The organism is Neorhodopirellula pilleata, from assembly GCF_007859915.1.
Classification (GTDB): Bacteria; Planctomycetota; Planctomycetia; order Pirellulales; family Pirellulaceae; genus Rhodopirellula; species Rhodopirellula pilleata.
Genome location: NZ_SJPM01000001.1, coordinates 51,220 through 67,265 on the forward strand (window position 1 = coordinate 51,220; position 16,046 = coordinate 67,265).

The 16,046-nt window shown below is 57.5% G+C and carries 13 protein-coding genes; 9 read left to right on the forward strand and 4 right to left on the reverse strand.

The window, feature by feature from the left end; genetic code table 11:
- The first annotated feature begins 2 nt into the window (after positions 1-2).
- Positions 3-2,024 carry a serine/threonine-protein kinase gene (locus Pla100_RS00150; protein ID WP_146575695.1) on the forward strand — a complete coding sequence of 674 codons (2,022 nt, stop codon included), beginning with the start codon at positions 3-5 and terminating at the stop codon, positions 2,022-2,024.
- A 384-nt stretch (positions 2,025-2,408) separates the two neighbouring features.
- On the opposite strand, the gene Pla100_RS00155 is transcribed toward Pla100_RS00150, so the two are convergent.
- Entirely contained in the window at positions 2,409-2,831 is a 423-nt protein-coding gene (locus Pla100_RS00155; protein ID WP_146575696.1) for a DUF2780 domain-containing protein, read from the reverse strand.
- Between the two features lie 267 nt (positions 2,832-3,098).
- Between Pla100_RS00155 and Pla100_RS00160 the strand changes: the two genes are divergently transcribed.
- The 7 genes from Pla100_RS00160 to Pla100_RS00190 all read left to right on the forward strand — a co-directional run bounded on the left by Pla100_RS00160 (position 3,099) and on the right by Pla100_RS00190 (position 11,410).
- Positions 3,099-3,521, forward strand: coding sequence for an RNA recognition motif domain-containing protein (locus Pla100_RS00160; RefSeq protein ID WP_146575697.1), 423 nt, complete (start codon positions 3,099-3,101; stop codon positions 3,519-3,521).
- Between the two features lie 271 nt (positions 3,522-3,792).
- Positions 3,793-5,277, forward strand: coding sequence for a DUF1501 domain-containing protein (locus Pla100_RS00165; RefSeq protein ID WP_146575698.1), 1,485 nt, complete (start codon positions 3,793-3,795; stop codon positions 5,275-5,277).
- Between the two features lie 109 nt (positions 5,278-5,386).
- Entirely contained in the window at positions 5,387-5,770 is a 384-nt protein-coding gene (locus Pla100_RS00170) for a TerB family tellurite resistance protein (protein WP_146575699.1), read from the forward strand.
- A 14-nt stretch (positions 5,771-5,784) separates the two neighbouring features.
- Positions 5,785-6,423 (forward strand): phosphopantothenoylcysteine decarboxylase domain-containing protein, encoded by a 639-nt coding sequence (locus tag Pla100_RS00175; protein WP_146576513.1) that lies wholly within the window; start codon positions 5,785-5,787, stop codon positions 6,421-6,423.
- 30 nt (positions 6,424-6,453) lie between these two features.
- Entirely contained in the window at positions 6,454-7,374 is a 921-nt protein-coding gene (locus Pla100_RS00180) for a dihydroorotate dehydrogenase (RefSeq protein ID WP_146575700.1), read from the forward strand.
- Positions 7,375-7,463: 89 nt separating this feature from the next.
- Positions 7,464-9,608 (forward strand): DUF5722 domain-containing protein, encoded by a 2,145-nt coding sequence (locus Pla100_RS00185; protein WP_146575701.1) that lies wholly within the window; start codon positions 7,464-7,466, stop codon positions 9,606-9,608.
- A gap of 383 nt (positions 9,609-9,991) precedes the next feature.
- The gene (locus Pla100_RS00190) at positions 9,992-11,410 is read left to right on the forward strand and encodes a putative sugar nucleotidyl transferase (RefSeq protein WP_146575702.1); all 1,419 of its coding nucleotides are present in this window, start codon (positions 9,992-9,994) and stop codon (positions 11,408-11,410) included.
- A gap of 220 nt (positions 11,411-11,630) precedes the next feature.
- Here the strand turns inward: Pla100_RS00190 and Pla100_RS00200 are convergent, their stop codons facing one another.
- A complete protein-coding gene (locus Pla100_RS00200; protein ID WP_146575704.1) occupies positions 11,631-12,386 on the reverse strand; it encodes a pyridoxine 5'-phosphate synthase in 756 nt (251 codons plus the stop codon).
- A 12-nt stretch (positions 12,387-12,398) separates the two neighbouring features.
- Positions 12,399-13,706: a metabolite traffic protein EboE gene (eboE, locus tag Pla100_RS00205; RefSeq protein ID WP_146575705.1), complete on the reverse strand. Its 1,308-nt coding sequence runs from the start codon at positions 13,704-13,706 to the stop codon at positions 12,399-12,401.
- A gap of 156 nt (positions 13,707-13,862) precedes the next feature.
- Between eboE and Pla100_RS00210 the strand changes: the two genes are divergently transcribed.
- Entirely contained in the window at positions 13,863-15,116 is a 1,254-nt protein-coding gene (locus Pla100_RS00210; RefSeq protein WP_146575706.1) for a competence/damage-inducible protein A, read from the forward strand.
- 12 nt (positions 15,117-15,128) lie between these two features.
- Here Pla100_RS00210 and Pla100_RS00215 read toward each other — a convergent pair whose 3' ends face one another.
- Positions 15,129-15,326 (reverse strand): hypothetical protein, encoded by a 198-nt coding sequence (locus Pla100_RS00215; protein ID WP_146575707.1) that lies wholly within the window; start codon positions 15,324-15,326, stop codon positions 15,129-15,131.
- Positions 15,327-16,046 lie beyond the last annotated feature (720 nt).

Below are 16,046 nucleotides of genomic sequence, written 5' to 3' on the forward strand. Positions count from 1 at the left end.
TCATGAGTGAATTCGAATACCTCGGTCCTTATCGCATCGGCAACGTCATCGGGCGGGGCGGAATGGGATCGGTGTATGAGGCCACTCATGCGAAGTCGGGCGAAGTCGTCGCCGTGAAGTTGATCGCCCAACACGTCGCCGATGACGAACGATTTCGGCGTCGGTTCAATGGCGAAATTGAAACACTCCGCCGCTTGCGTCACCCGGGTATCGTGCGGCTGATCGGATACGGCGAAGAAGCGGGACGGTTGTTCTATTCGATGGAACTGGTCCACGGCGAATCGTTGCAGCAGCGCATCCGCGAGGTCAAGCGGATGGGATGGTTGCCGACTGTCGATATTGCGATTCAGGTTTGCTCGGCACTCAAACACGCCCACGACATCGGCGCGATCCACCGCGATCTCAAACCCGCCAACCTGATATTGACTCCCGCCAACGAAGTCAAGTTGGTCGATTTCGGCATCACCAAGTTGTTCGGCTATGGCGAGCAAACCATGGCCGGTTCGGTGCTCGGCACGGCCGACTACATGGCCCCCGAGCAAGCCGATGGAGGTCCTGTTACTCCTCGTACTGACTTGTACGCGCTGGGCAGTGTGATGTACGCGATGATGGCGGGGCGTTCGCCGTTTGCGGGCAAGAAACTGACCCAAGTGATCGAGTCGCTCAAGAACGAGCGGGCGGTTCCACTGGAATTGATCAACCCCGATATTCCCCACGAAGTCGTCGAGATCGTCCACCATTTATTGGAAAAGGACCCCAAGCGTCGACCGCCAACGGCTCTTTCGGTGATGAAGCGGCTCAAAGCGACCCGTGCCGGTTTGCAGCGAGGACGCACCGTCGCGTTGGAGAGCGAATTGACCCGTGGAGGCGATCTGCTTGGCCCATCCGAACCGCCCACGCCTGAATCAGACACGCATCACTCCCACTTAACCGACGCGGGCAAGGTCGGTGGTGGCGGCGTTCAGTCGCCGAATTCTGACACGTCGACTGAAAATCGACGCCACGCTGAGAACGGCTCACGTGTTCATTCCAAGAAACCAAGTGGCAATGTCTCGGACGAATCGATCGGTGACGACCCGCTAATCATTCAAGGGGATCCGGATTTCACCAACGAAGCCTTGCCGCCGACACGGTCATCGGAGATGGAAACCAGTGCGGGCGAGACCGACTTTGTCACCGGGCACCCTGAGACGCCCAAGACTCGTTTTCAAAGCATCGATTCGGACGAACAAGCCTCGACATTTTTGGGACGCCTCGACACTCCCCATTCCTCGACACATGTGTGGGTCCAGTGGGCGTCGGTGGCGGCGATGGTCGCGATCCTGGGCGGAGGCGTTTATTTGTTCGCGCGAGCGGTTGCCACCCCGACGGCCGATGAATTGTTCGCATCGATCGAAGCCGCCGAAGCGGATGGCAATCTGACGCTGCACGAAAATCAAATCGAACGATTCTTAATCCATTACGCTCAGGATGATCGCATCGAACAGGTCCGCCGATGGGAATCGCAAGCCGATCTGGAACGAACACTCAAACGCATCGCCGCCGCAGCGCGACGGGCCGGCGGGATTGAACGCTTGGAACCTGCCACCCAGTCGTTTTACAAAGCAATGGCGATGCGAGAATCGTCCATCGATGCCGCTCGAACTCAACTGATCGCATGGCTGAATGTGTTTGCGCCGCGATCCGGTCCAGGTGAACTGGACGACGCAAACAATTTGGTGGAGGAGAACGCCAAGCCGCCCGCCGGATCAACGCCCGTGGATGAACTCCGCCGAAGAATGCGCGATCGAGAGACCGGCCGGCTCGCCGAACTGGCTCGCGAGGAGCTCGAGCGGCTAGTCCAAAGTGATGCGTCGCCATCAAGACTCGACGAGCGATTGATCGCGTTGCGAGAACGCCTTGCGGTCGCGGAGTCATTACCGAAGGACGCGAAAGAGCGAATGATCCTTTCGCTGATTCAACTTTATTTGGACGAACCCTGGGCCGCCCCAGTGATCCAGCAGGCCAAGGGGATGCTGCCCTAACGTCACGTCCGGAAAAAATCACCGAATCACCCGCAACGCGATCGCATGCCCGCGTATCAACTCGTCAACTCGTTCCCAGGTTCCCGCCCTCTTGATAGGCCACATTTTTTTTGACCCCCACGAGCTCGTCTCGTGGGTGAATTAGGTTCGCCAGCTAGAAAACGACGCCCTCCCAACCTTCCGATTTTCACTTGTGCTCGCCGCTTGAAGCGGCGAGCACAAGTGAAAATCGGAAGGTTGGGCGAATTGCGGCTCGTGTCTAGCTTGCCAACCTCGGCTTCCTGCCAGACGAGCTGGCAGGGGAGCAATCCATGAGGACTTGTGGGGTGTAAAGAGGCCGGAGCCTTGGAACCAGGGTGCTTGAAAAAACGAAGAACCTGAGCCCTAACCGAGCAGCGTTTTGAGCATCGGTAGTTTGCTGAGGATCTGGTCGACGACGTCGTCGCCGAGTCGTTCCTTGAGGAAACCGACGATCGTCGTGATGAACGGCCCGAGCTTATCCGCGTCGATGCCCGCCGCACTGAGTGCCGACGCCAATTCCAATCCGCCGCCCGCGTTGCCTCCCAACGCCGCCGACGCCATTCCTGCCAATTTGCCTAACATGCCGCCGCCGGATGCTCCACCACCGGAGTCCTCAGCGCCCGATCGGGCCGCTTCGGTGACTCCCGGAATCGCTCCGGCGATCTGACCGAACAGATCATCGCCGATCTGATCTTTCAAAATTGCCATCGTTTTGCTGATCCCCGTACTGGCGATCGAGGAGTCGATTCCGAGCTGTTTCGTAATAAGTTGGATCAATTCATCCATCGTTTGCTCCCCGTAAAAGTCATGAAAAAGCCTAAGTGAACGGATTGTCACGGGGGATCGCCGCCCCTTCAAGGTGTCGATTGTGTGAATCTACGACTTTCGGGGGCATTTCGGCATTGACTCCGGGTTCACGATGGTTCAGGCTTTCGAACTAGTTGAGCACCACACTCTAGGCGCATCGGCCTGTTTGGAAGCGTTTTCCAGGGTTAACGCCATGAATGCGAGAGGCATTTTGTCTCGTTGGTGACGGTTTGTAAGGTTAGTTTTGTGACGAATATTTATGTAGGGAACCTGTCGTTCTCGGCTACCGAAGACGATCTTCGGGGTGCATTTGAGCAGTACGGCGAAGTGTCGGCTGTCAACATCATCATGGATCGGGAAACCGGTCGCAGTCGTGGCTTTGCGTTCGTCGAAATGGCGGACGGCGACGGAGCCAAGGACGCGATCGAAAACCTTGATGGCCAAGCCATCAGTGGTCGGAACGTAACGGTCAACGAAGCCCGACCACGGGCACCCCGCACCGGCGGTGGTGGCGGCGGTGGTGGTGGTGGACGCGGCGGCTACGGTGGCGGCGGCGGCGGCGGTGGTCGCGGCGGCTACGGTGGTGGCGGCGGCGGTGGTGGCGGCTACGGCGGTGGCGGCGGCCGTGGTGGAGATCGAGGTGGCGACCGCGGTGGCGATCGCTACTAAGCCATTCCGATCGACCGGAACTCTGACGAACGGCGGACGCAAAGCTTTCCACTGACGTCAAATCATCCAAGACAAACGGGACGAAGCCGTCAGGCGACGTCCCGTTTTTTTATGCGCCGGCCGCCCGCAGCAGGCTATTTTGCTCGTGACGGCTTCGTAAATTGGTTATCATGAGTCGCCCGGACGCACGCGAAGGACTCGCTCGAATAGCAACTTTGTCGCAAACATCCGACTCTCCCACCTCTCCCTTCCTCCCGCCTGAGAACCTGCCATGATTTCTTTCAAAGGCCCGCTCGCCAAAGATCTCTGCGATCCCCACTTGGGATCGACCCGCCGTGCTTTCTTGCGAGTCGGCAGTGCATCGCTGTTCGGATTGTCGTTGCCGCAGATGCTCAAGCTTCAATCCGCTAGCGCCGCGACGGCAAATGACGCCTCCCATCACGGCGGTGGCCCGGGTTGGGGGAAAGCCAAATCGATCATCATGGTTTATCTGCAAGGCGGGCCGAGCCAATTGGATCTGTGGGATCCGAAGGAGAACGTGCCCGACAACGTGAAGAGCCAATTCAAACCGATCAGCACCAAGATTCCGGGCATCCAGTTCACCGAGAACTTACCGAGGCTTTCGCAAGTCAACGACAAGTTCACGATGATCCGCTCGATGTCCTACACGCCCAACGGTTTGTTCAATCACACCGCCGCGATTTACCAGATGATGACCGGCTACACGACCGACAAGGTCAGCCCCTCGGGACAACTTGAGCCGCCATCGCCGAAAGACTTCCCCAATTTCGGTAGTAACATCATCAAGATGCGTCCGCTCGATGAACCGATGCTGCCGTTCGTGATGCTGCCGCGGCCCTTGCAAGAGTCCAACGTGATCGGCAAAGGCGGCACGGCCGGATTCCTCGGCAAGGCCTTCGATCCGTACACACTGTATCCGGCCGGCGATGACATGGACATGGAAAAAATGCAACGCATCCGGACCGATGATTTGTCCCTGCGAGATGAAGTTTTCGATGTTCGATTGCAACGTCGCGCCAACTTGCGTCAACTACTCAACGCACAAATGCCGGCGATCAATCAGGCCGTCGAAAAGTTTGAGCTCGATCAGAACTACGAACGCGCTTTGTCATTGATCATCTCCGGTCGTGCCCGAGACGCATTCAAACTCAGCGATGAAGACGATGTGTTGCGTGACGCTTATGGTCGCAACACGTTCGGTCAGAGCTGTTTGTTGGCTAGGCGTTTGGTCGAAGCCGGCACACGGGTCGTCGAAGTCATCTGGCCGAAGGTCGCCAACAGCGATAACCACTCCTGGGATCATCACACGGGACTGAGCAAACGAATGAAAGATCAATCCGCCCCGATGCTCGACGCGGGTCTGACCACGTTGATCGAAGACCTCGACCAACGCGGTCTTCTCGACGAGACTCTCGTCGTCGCTGTCGGCGAGTTTGGACGCAGCCCGCAGCGGGGCGTCAGCACGAGCGGCAACAACAATTCCGACGACGGACGCGACCACTGGCCGTACTGCTACACGGCCGTCTTGGCCGGGGCCGGAATTCAGCGTGGGTTGGTTTACGGCAAGAGCGACAAGACCTCATCGGCACCGATCGAGAATCCGGTTCATCCGGCAGAATTGTTGGCAACGATCTATCACAGCTTCGGCATCGATCCGGAAACGATCGTATACAACCACCTCAACCAACCGCGTGAACTCGTCAAAGCCCAAGCGGTCACGGCGCTGATGACGTAATGCTTGGCCAATGCTCCGCCGGTGCGTCCCGGTCTACTGAAAACAATCCGATTTGTTACCATAGGAGGAATTGAATTCTCTCCACGCCTTATCGAAAGACCGGCTCACGATGAGCGAGCAATCCTACACCCAACGCCAACGACACCTCCGCAACCTCGTCGTGATGGCGCTCGCGGACGGTTCCATCGGCCAACGCGAGGTTGACCTAGTCGCCGAACGTTGCGTCGAATTGGGGTTGGGCCAAGCCGAATTGGAATCCGCGTTGTCGTTCGGATTGGGCGACGACGCGGCGTTGGAATTGCCCGCCGATGCGGAACAACGTGAGTCCCTGATGGGTGACTTAGTTCGCATAATGGCCGCCGACGGGCATCTCGCCGAAGCCGAAAAACGACTGTTCGCCTTGGCGGCCGCGCGGATGAATATCACCGGCGACCGTTTGCACCAACTGCTCGCGTCGATTCTCGGCAGCCCATCTGAAGAACCCTCGGCGTGACTCGAGCCCGCATCCTGATCACGTCCGGACCGACGCGGCAATACCTCGACCCGGTCCGATACCTCACCAACGCCTCGAGCGGACGGATGGGCGCGGCGCTGGCGCAAGCGGCGTTGGACCTCGGTCATGAAGTCGTGATCGTGTCCGGACCGGTCTCCGTCACGTACCCTGCGGCAGCTAGAGTCGTCGACGTCGTCACCACCGACGAGATGTTACGCGTCGCCGGTGAGTGGTTCCTGCAATGCGACGGCGCGATCGGCGCGGCGGCCCCTTGCGACTACATGCCCAAGCAAGTCTCCGATCAAAAGCTATCCAAGAACGGATCGCCCTTGCAACTCGAGTTGATCGAAACTCCCGACGTGATCGCGACGCTCGGGCAATCCAAACGAGACGATCAATGGGTCGTTGGGTTCGCGCTGGAGACCGACGACCGACGCTTTCGCGCGATCGTGAAGCTTGAAAAAAAACACTGCGACCTGATCGTCAGCAACGGACCCGAAGCGATCGATTCGGCGGACAATCATGTTGAACTGCTTGATCAACAAGGCGACGTGATCGAGACGATCTCCGGCGACAAGCCGCACGTCGCCTCAAGACTCATCCATCACATTAACCAACGCCTGATCGCCAATCGCAAGACGCCGCATCAATAGTCTCTTCACTCTTCACTCTTCACTCTTCACTTGACTACCGACTTACAAACTCAACTCGGACGACTCACGCTCCCCAACCCGATCATGGTCGCTTCGGGGACGTTCGGTTACGCACGTGAAATGCAAGGCATCGTCGACCTGCATCGTCTCGGCGGGATTTTGCCCAAGACCATCACCGCTGAACCGCGGATCGGCAACGCGCCTTGGCGAACGGTCGAGACGTCCGCCGGACTGCTCAACGCGATCGGACTGGACAACGACGGCGTTGATCGATTCTTGGACCATCACTTACCGTATTTGGCGACGCTGTCGGCACCGATCATTGTCAGCGTGGCCGGCCGCACGGTGGAAGACTTCACGTATCTTGCCGGCCGGGTTGGCACCTCGGCTGGCGTGGCGGCGATCGAGTTGAACCTGTCGTGTCCCAACGTCAGCGGCGGGATCGATTTCGGAACCAACGCGGAATCTTGCCGTCGGGTCGTGCAATCGGCCCGCGACGCTTGTGACGTCCCGATTCTCGCCAAGCTAACGCCGAATGTCACGAAGATTGCGGAGATCGCTCGCGGTGCCGCCGATGGCGGGGCCGACGCGGTTTGCTTAATCAACACTGTCTTAGGGATGGCCGTCGATTGGCGCAAGCGAAAACCAGTACTCGGCAATGGCATGGGCGGTTTGAGCGGCCCGGCCATCAAGCCGATCGCACTGCGATGCGTCCACCAAGTACGCCAGGCCGTCGATATCGCGATCATCGGCATCGGCGGAATTGGATCGCTCGATGACGTGATGCAGTTCATCGTTACCGGAGCATCCGCTGTTCAAATCGGCACCGCGAACTACTACGATCCCACCTTGTCGATGCGACTGATCGACGAGTTGCCCGCCGCGCTCGGTGAACTGGGCGCCGCGACGATCGCCGAAGCAGTCGGGACGCTACAAACCATTAAGAAGTAGAATCCCGCTACATCCGGTAGTTTTCAACTGCCGCTCGCCATATCGCCGCGTTTGGTGTTGCGTCAATGATCCAACCACGACCCTCTCTCATGACTCCCACCTCTGTCTTCCAATTGATCTGCCGATCCCTCGGCACCGTTGCTTTTTTGAGCTGCTGTGCTTTGTTTTGCGACCGGGCCGTCGCCGACGATCACGAACCGGTTGCCATCTCTTGGCACGCGGCCCGGGTTCATGACGCCGACTTCAAGGTGGTCGATGACACGTATTTAATCACCACGACCGGGAACGATCCGTTCATTCAGTTCGAATTGCCGGTCGCCAAGGCGATCGGCCGCGATTGGTACTTGTCGATGGAAACATTTTGCACCGAAGGTGTCGCGAGTGTAGAGGGCTATGCCGGGCGACATCCGACCCATGACGATCTCGTGAATCTGCCCAACGTGGATTCGTCGGAGGGCTGGACGACCTACCATGTTAATTTGAGCCGTCTGGCTCCCGCCGCGCTTGATCCCGATCGGCCCACTCCCTTTCGAATCGATTGGGGCATGAAGAAAGGTGTTCGTTTAAGTGTTCGAAATGTTCGATTGCGTCCGGCGACCGATCAAGAACGCGAACAACTCGAATCGGAGTCCCGCATCCGTCGCGAGAAGGAATTACTCGACGAGCAAATCGACCAGTACATTCAATCTCCTAAACCGGTTTCGATCGAACGGGTCGAACACCAAGATCAATCGATCCTGATCCAAGGTCACGTCAAGCCCGGCGTTGCGACCGATCAACTGTGGCTGGTACCACGACGTGGGCACGAGATCTCGGCGCTACCGATCACCACGAAACAGCCGTCGGACAAGTATCCGATCGATGTCGTCAATCATCGATTCGAAGTGCAAATCCCGGCGGGGCCGAATGCGCCGCTGCGATACCCGGGCGTTCGTTTCCAAGTCATCCGAAAAATCGCCGATCAAGTCGACTTGGTTTCGGCGGCACGCTATCCCGATCAACTAGATCCCGAACTGGCGCGTTCATTGCCGCCGGTGCCATCACTTCAAGCAGCAAAGGGATTGACTTGTTTGGACGTCCGCTTCACGAGCGAACAAATCCGTGATTTGGGATTACAACACGGCAGCGTTAACGTGGTCATGAACGATTTGATACGCATGACGCCCGCACCCGGATACGAACCGATCACGATACGAGGACGCGAGGTTTACTACGACATCCATCGCACACGCGGCCTCGATCGGAATATCGAAATGCTCCGCCGGGCGGACTTGACCGTCGCGGCCATCTTGTTGATCCCGCTTCGTAGCCGATCGGGTTCGCCGATCGTTCATCCCGATGCCGATCCGGCGGGCGTTTACGCGATGCCCAACTTGACGACCGGCGAGGGCGTCGACGTGTTTACTCTGACGTGTGACTTTCTTGCCGATCGATATTCGCAAGGTGATAACGGGAACGGCACCGAGCCTGGTTTCGTTGATCGTCGCGTCGACCACTGGATCGTCCACAACGAAGTCGATGCGGGATGGAGCTGGACGAACATGGGCGAGCAGCCGATGAACGTGTTCTTGGATCACTATTTTCGATCGATGCGAATCGTCGACGCCGCCGTACGGAATCGAAACCCTCACGCGACGGCCTTCATCTCGTTGACCCACATGTGGAATCAAGGCAACCCGAAACCTTGGCGTTGGTATCCGGCCAAGTCGATCATGGAAGCCTTGATGGCGCACTGCGAAACCGAAGGCGACTTCCCTTGGGGTTTGGCGTTCCATCCCTATCCGGAAAGCTTGTGGGAAGCGGACACGTGGAACGACAACATCGAGAATGATTTTGACGCGGCGACGATTTCGATCAAGAACATCGAGGTCTTGGACCGTTTCATGCATACCGAGCGGGCCCGACGTTCCGACGGAACCGTCCGTCCGGTTTTGCTCAGCGAGCAGGGATTCCACTCGCCGGAAGATCGGCCGGATAGTTTGCAGATCCAAGCGGCGGCGTTGCTTTACACGTTCGAGAAGATTCGGCGTTGTCCCTCCGTTGTCGCATTCGACTATCATCGCCCGGTCGATCATCCTAACGAGGGCGGCTTGCGATTGGGCTTGCGAGGATTACCCACATCGGAACATCCGATCGGACGGGCGAAACCCGGATGGGACGTCTACCGCGCGATCGGCACTCCGGCCGAGGCGGCCTTGCGAGAGCAGTACGAACCCCTTTACGCTGCGCCATGACGGCTTCTTCGAGCAAGCGTTTAAGCGAGCGGTCGATGAAACTCATTAATCGTATAACGATAATCGCCAACACATTCGGCCCCGACACTAGCGGGCGGTTGATTTAATCCTCATCGAAACCCGCTGCGTAAGGGCGTGTCGATTTAATCGTAACCCGAAGCGTGAGCGAGGGATTCATCGCCATTAAGTCCTTTGTATGTATCCCTCGCTCACGCTTCGGGTTTCGATGAAGACTAAATCAACAGCCCGGTAAGCGAGGGATAATTGATATGGATTCATCCCTCGCTGACGCATCGGGTTACGATTAAATCAACAGCCCGCTAGCCGAAAGTCTTGGCGATTTTCGCTACGGTGAGTCACTCCCTTTTTTCAACTCCAATTCCATGCTGATCCTTTGCTTTGAAGATCGTATCGTCGAGAAACTCGCGCCGATCACGCACGCCCGTCCCGCTTACGCGATCACGTGTGCTGGCTATCGCCTGATCGATTGGCTCGACGAACTACGTCGACAAACACCCGCCGCGACGTTGGCCGGCGAAGTCCGCGAGCACCTGCGAGCGATCCAAGAAGCCGATTACGCCCTCGAACCAATCCCGGAGGCGTTGGATATCGAGGGAGGTGGTTCGCCCGCCAACTGCCCTGATGTGCTGTTGGTGAACGCCCGCTTGGTCCCTTCGCTGGCAAATTTTAAAAGGCTCGTCGAACTGGTTCGGGGCGAACGGTTCGCCGTCGTAATGTCGCTCGGCGACGAACAAGAAACCGAACCGGACGATGAACTCGATTCACCCGGTCAAGCCGGCGTCATCGCTGCATGGATGCCGGCGGCGGAGGTCGCCCAAGCGGTCGAAACGGAACGGCGGATGATTGCCGAGAAGGCCAGTTTGCCGGTCCAACGTCCCAAATCTCAACGATCCGAGTCGGCTCCGGTCGGTGCACCCTCGTTACACGCGGTTTTGTGTCGTCACGCGGTATCCGCCGAACGGGTCGCTTCGTCCGCATCTTGGAACGCGTTTCATTGGCCTCACGAAGTCGTCGCCGCTCACATGACGTGCATCAATGAATCGATCGAACACCGGATCGCGACCGGCGACTACTCACAATTGCAAGACGGTGTGTTTGTGGGCAAGAACGTATCGATCGGCAAGTATGAATCGATTCACACATCCGGCGGTGCGATCGTGTTGGACGACGACGTCCAAGTCGGCCCCTTCTGTTTTTTGGAAGGCCCGCTGTACGCCGGACGAAAGACCCGCGTTATCGAGCACTCCTCGATCAAAGACGGCGTTTCACTCGGCCACACAACCAAGATCGGCGGCGAAGTCGAAGCCTCGGTCATCGAACCTTACACCAACAAACAACACCACGGGTTCCTGGGACACAGTTACCTGGGAAGTTGGATTAATCTCGGTGCAGGCACTTGTAACAGTGACTTGAAAAACACCTACGGAAAAATCAACATCGAGTACGGGGACGAACGGATCGCCACGGGAATGCAATTCCTCGGATGCATCATGGGCGACTACTCGAAATCCGCGATCAACACGGGCATCTTCACCGGCAAAGTCATCGGCGTCTGCAGCATGATGTATGGGTTCGTGACCGGGAATGTCCCCAGCTACGTCAACTACGCCCGCTTGTTCGGCCAGACCTCGCTCTTGCCGCCCGAGGTGATGGTCAACACGCAAGCAAGGATGTTCGCCCGCCGGAAAGTCGCTCAGCGTCAGATTGACATCGATCTGATCCACGCAATGTACCACCGCACCGAAGCCGAACGCCGCCTCTCGGATCAGTTGGGCTTTTAGCTGTTAGCTGTTAGCTATTAGCGATTGGCTTTTGGCTTAAACTTAAACTTAAACTTAAACTTAAACTTAAACTTAAACTTAAACTTAAACTTAAACTCCCGTTTGCCCCCCCAGTAGCAACTGCTTGAAACAAACAGATTGTCGCCGACGCGAAACGCCAGAGGCTGTAAGCCAAAAGCCAAAAGCCAACCGCCAAAAGCCAACCGCTATCCACCAACCGCTATCCCCCAACCGCCACACTGCATTGGTCAAGAATGCGTCGCATTTCGGCGACGGCTTCTTTCATGCCGACCATCACGGCGCGGCTGACGATCGAGTGACCGATGTTCAACTCGGCGATCCCTTCGATCACCGCCACGGCGCGAACGTTGTGGTACGTCAAACCGTGTCCGGCGTGTAAGCGTAAACCCGCCGCCGTGATCTGGTGTCCGACTTGCGTCAATCGTTGCAATTCCGTATCGACCCGATGACGATCGGCGACCGCGTAGGGACCGGTGTGCAATTCCACGGCATCGACGCCCATCGCGATCGCCGCGTCGATTTGTTTCGGTTCGGGGTCCAAGAACAAGCTCGTTAGAATACCCGCGTCACGAATCCGCGCGACCGCGTCGCGAATTCGGCCGTTGTCGCCGGCCACGTCAAGGCCGCCTTCGGTGGTGACCTCTTCGCGACTTTCAGGCACCAACAACGCCCAATCGGGCTTGAGTCGACAACAGATCGACAGCACTTCGTCGGCGCAGGCGAGTTCAAAATTCGTTCGAACCCGAACCGTTTGCATGAGTAACTCCACATCGCGGTCTTGGATATGACGGCGGTCTTCACGCAGGTGGAACGTGATGCCGTCGGCACCACCTTGTTCGGCAAGCGCGGCGGCGATGACCGGGTCCGGTTCGGTCGTCCGCCGGGCTTGGCGGACGGTCGCGACGTGGTCGACGTTCACGCCGAGATCAATGTGTCGGGGGCGTTGGGTTTCCATGATTGTCTTCGATCAACGGGTCAGGCAGGATTCAAACCAATCCAGTTCGTGGGCAATGTCGCGAGCCATCGCTTGGTCGCGAGTCATGTCATCGCTGATCGCCAAGTCGCCTTGGCGGAGCGAATCAGGGAATACCGACCAAGCGTAAGTTTCAACTTCCCAGTGACCCGTGAATTCCAGGTTCTTGAGAGTTTTACTCTTCTTATCATTGGCGCGTGTGGTCAAGTCGATGATCGCTTGCAGGGTCGGCTTGATTTGGTTGTGGGTCGTTTCAAGGTGCCCGAAACGTTCCAAGAAAATCGGCACGTGAAAGTGGACAACCCATCGCCGGTCGTCGGTGGGCGGAACTTCTAATAATTCCGGCAAGTCTTCGGCTAACGCGAAACGTCCATCGGCGGTTAGTCGTCCTGTTTGATGCAAGTAACGGTCTTCGGCCAACCGTCGCAATTGGTCCAACGCGACATCGCGGTCCGTCAAAGGTATCTTTTCCCAGTCCGCAACAATCGCGCTGCTGACTTGGACCTTGCCGAGCACGATGCCCGCGTCGGCGTAGCGAGTCAGCACTTCACGTTGGTCTTCCATCATGACCGCCGCGTGGCAGATGTCGTGGCAGACGCCGATGTAACGACGATGCGTCGGGTCGGGCAGTTGTTCGTTGAACCAGTCGACGACCTGTTCAGAACGTTCCAGCAAACAGCCTGGTTCGGGCTCGATCGCGATCACGATTCGTTTGCCGGTGCGGTCTTCGAGCATCCGCATGTCCTCAGCCAAACGGCGAAAATTCGTCCCGATGTGATGCAACTCTTCTTCGTTGAGGTCCCGCCAAACCTTCTGTCCGGTCCCACCGGCGTCATCCTCGGTCGCCTCCACATCGATTTGCTTGGGCCAACCGAGCGGCAAGGTGCTGATCGTGCCGGTGTTGACGTTCGCGGGCAACAACTCGCCTAGGATTTTGGCCAGATCCCTCGTGTAGATCAACCGCTCGTCGGTCCACCAAGCGGGGCGATAGACGTCGTGCTTGACACGGTCTTGATGAAAGTTGTCATAGGGAAATCCATTCACGGTGTAGGGCAACAACTGATGCTTGGCCAAGGTATCGATCAGCGGCTGCATCCCGTGACGCCGCAATTGAACCGCTGCGGTCGACGCGATCCAAAGTCCGACGGGTAGTCGTCGTGGCTTGCCGTTTCGTCGCCGGGCGACCTCGGCCGAAATGGTTTGCAAGTTTTTGCAAATCTCATCCACTTCCACACCCGGATGAATGTTGGTGCAATAGCCCAACGTCCAGGGCGATGATTCAGATCGGTTAGCAGAAGACATCGGCGAATCGGTAATGGGGGTTAGGAACACGCCGAAGTGAACGGGGCGTTTCGGCGCGAAGACGGCGACTGGCCAAAAGGTTAAGCTTCTCAGGCCGATTTGTCGCCCCGGTAAGCTATCATTTCACCCTCCCAGGTCGATCCACGACTCAGAATCATGACGCATTTCAACGCAGAGATCATTTCCATCGGTGACGAGATGATCGGGGGTGCCCGATTGGACACCAACACCCAATGGCTCAGCCGCCGCCTCGCCGAATTAGGCGTCGACGTGCAATACCACACCACCGTCGGCGATACGCTCGCACACAACACCGATGTCTTTCGGATCGCCTTACGACGGGCCGATATCGTCGTCGCCACCGGCGGATTGGGGCCGACCCGAGACGACTTGACGCGCGAAGCGATCGCCGAAGCACTCGGACGACCCTTGAAGCTGGATGAAGCGTCGTTGCGCCACATCGAATCCATGTTCAGCCGCCGGGGGCGTGACATGCCCGAACGAAATCAGGTCCAGGCGATGTTTCCATTGGGTTCCAAGCCGATCGTCAATCCGCAGGGCACCGCCCCGGGGATCGACATGGTTGCGACCCGCGACGACGGAACCGAATCGCGAATCTTCGCGTTGCCGGGGGTCCCGGCGGAAATGAAAACGATGTTTGATCAATCGGTCGCGCCGACGATCATGGCCTCCGGAGGCGGCATCAAAACTATCCGTCATGCCGTTTTAAAATTCTTCGGCACCGGCGAAAGCGACATGGAGCAACGACTCGGCGACATGATCGCCCGTGATCGTCAACCGCGGGTGGGCATTACCGTTAGTTCGGCGACGATCTCGTTGCGGATTAGCGCGATCGCGAATACCGAATCCGAATGCGAAGCGTTGATCGCGGCGACACGCGAGGACATCATGCAACGCGTCGGAGATCTTTACTTCGGTGACGGCGAATCGTTCGAACAACATCATGCCGTCGATCAAATTCTCAAAAGAATGGGCGGTCGCCTAGCCGTGATCGAACTTGGACGTGCCGCGCCGCTTGGCAATTGGTTTGCCACTCTCGGTGACACACCCGCTTTTGCCGGCGGAGTCTCGCTCGCCAAAGTCGATGACCTGGTCCGATTGACCGGGACGACGCCTTCATCCGAAGAGAATCAAACACTCGCGGATTGTTTCGACGTGATCAGCGAACGGTTTCAAGCCGACTGGATCTTGCTGGTCAACGAGTATCCGGATTTGCAAAACATGGTGGATCAAGTGATGCCGGCATCCGAAGTCACGTTCACCGTGCGTGATCCCCAAGGCCAGCAATCCAGTCTGACCGAGCGACTCGGTGGTCACCCCAGTATCGTGCAACCTCGGATCGCTAAAGCGGCACTCATGTTTCTACGACAACGTCTTGCAAAAAAGTAGCGAAACTTGCCGTTAGACCCGAACGTCCAAATGGCCTTTGGCGATTTGTTTTTGAGCAACGACGGTTTGTTCGAGCAATTGATTGATCGAATCGCCGACTTGCTTTTGCACGTCAAGTTGTTTGCCCAGCAACTGCATGTTGATTTTCGATGCCGTCGCCTCTTGCCGAGCGGCTAGGACTTGCTGAACGGGAGCGGGAATCGCAGACATGTGATTTTGGTTGCAAAGGTGAATGACTTTCTTGAATCATTCGTCCATTCGGCTCGGCTGGCAAACTTCGCTTTCCCGATAATCGGTCAATTGATTGGCCGGTCGTCGTTTTGGTTCGATTGTGCGGGTTAGGCAAGCGAGACCACCGCAAGCGGGTGTCGCCCAACAGCACACGCATTGGTTCGGCGCAAAAGTGAACGCGGGCTTGATACTCGATCACCAGGCGTGACCCGCTAGAGATTCGATTGAACTGAAGATCGAGCGTTCGAGACAACGAAGCGTTGTTAGGTCGAATTGGGCGACCATCGAGTTCCATCCGAACCAACTGGTCATACATCAAGCTCGGCGCAAAATGCCGGATCAGTCGCGTTTGATAGGACACATCCATCTCGTCGCACGGTACCGACGTTAGCACGACTTCAAAAGTCAACACGTCGCGTGGCATCGCAATCGTGTGACTGCACGATTCGGTCCATTGCCAGGGTCCATGGCATTGGAACTCGCGACGTCTCGACTCGACCAGACCATCGCTCAGGGTATGAAGGTGGTTGCAAGACTCGACCAAGGTTTCGAGTTGCGGATCCCTCATCGGATGCCAAGACGCTTGAACTGCCACCGAACCGACCTCCCGTGCGGGGATGCTTCTGGTGCGACCGGTCCGCTCCGCCAGCGTTCCGAATCATCGCATCGCAAGCATGAAACGCGATCGATGTTCAGGCA

Coding starts and splice junctions, on each gene's coding strand:
- Pla100_RS00150 (WP_146575695.1), top strand. CDS start 3: ATGAGTGAATTCGAATACCTCGGTCCTTATCGCATCGGCAACGTCATC.
- Pla100_RS00155 (WP_146575696.1), bottom strand. CDS start 2,831: ATGGATGAATTGATCCAACTTATTACGAAACAGCTCGGAATCGACTCC.
- Pla100_RS00165 (WP_146575698.1), top strand. CDS start 3,793: ATGATTTCTTTCAAAGGCCCGCTCGCCAAAGATCTCTGCGATCCCCAC.
- Pla100_RS00170 (WP_146575699.1), top strand. CDS start 5,387: ATGAGCGAGCAATCCTACACCCAACGCCAACGACACCTCCGCAACCTC.
- Pla100_RS00185 (WP_146575701.1), top strand. CDS start 7,464: ATGACTCCCACCTCTGTCTTCCAATTGATCTGCCGATCCCTCGGCACC.
- Pla100_RS00190 (WP_146575702.1), top strand. CDS start 9,992: ATGCTGATCCTTTGCTTTGAAGATCGTATCGTCGAGAAACTCGCGCCG.
- Pla100_RS00200 (WP_146575704.1), bottom strand. CDS start 12,386: ATGGAAACCCAACGCCCCCGACACATTGATCTCGGCGTGAACGTCGAC.
- eboE (WP_146575705.1), bottom strand. CDS start 13,706: ATGTCTTCTGCTAACCGATCTGAATCATCGCCCTGGACGTTGGGCTAT.
- Pla100_RS00210 (WP_146575706.1), top strand. CDS start 13,863: ATGACGCATTTCAACGCAGAGATCATTTCCATCGGTGACGAGATGATC.
- Pla100_RS00215 (WP_146575707.1), bottom strand. CDS start 15,326: ATGTCTGCGATTCCCGCTCCCGTTCAGCAAGTCCTAGCCGCTCGGCAA.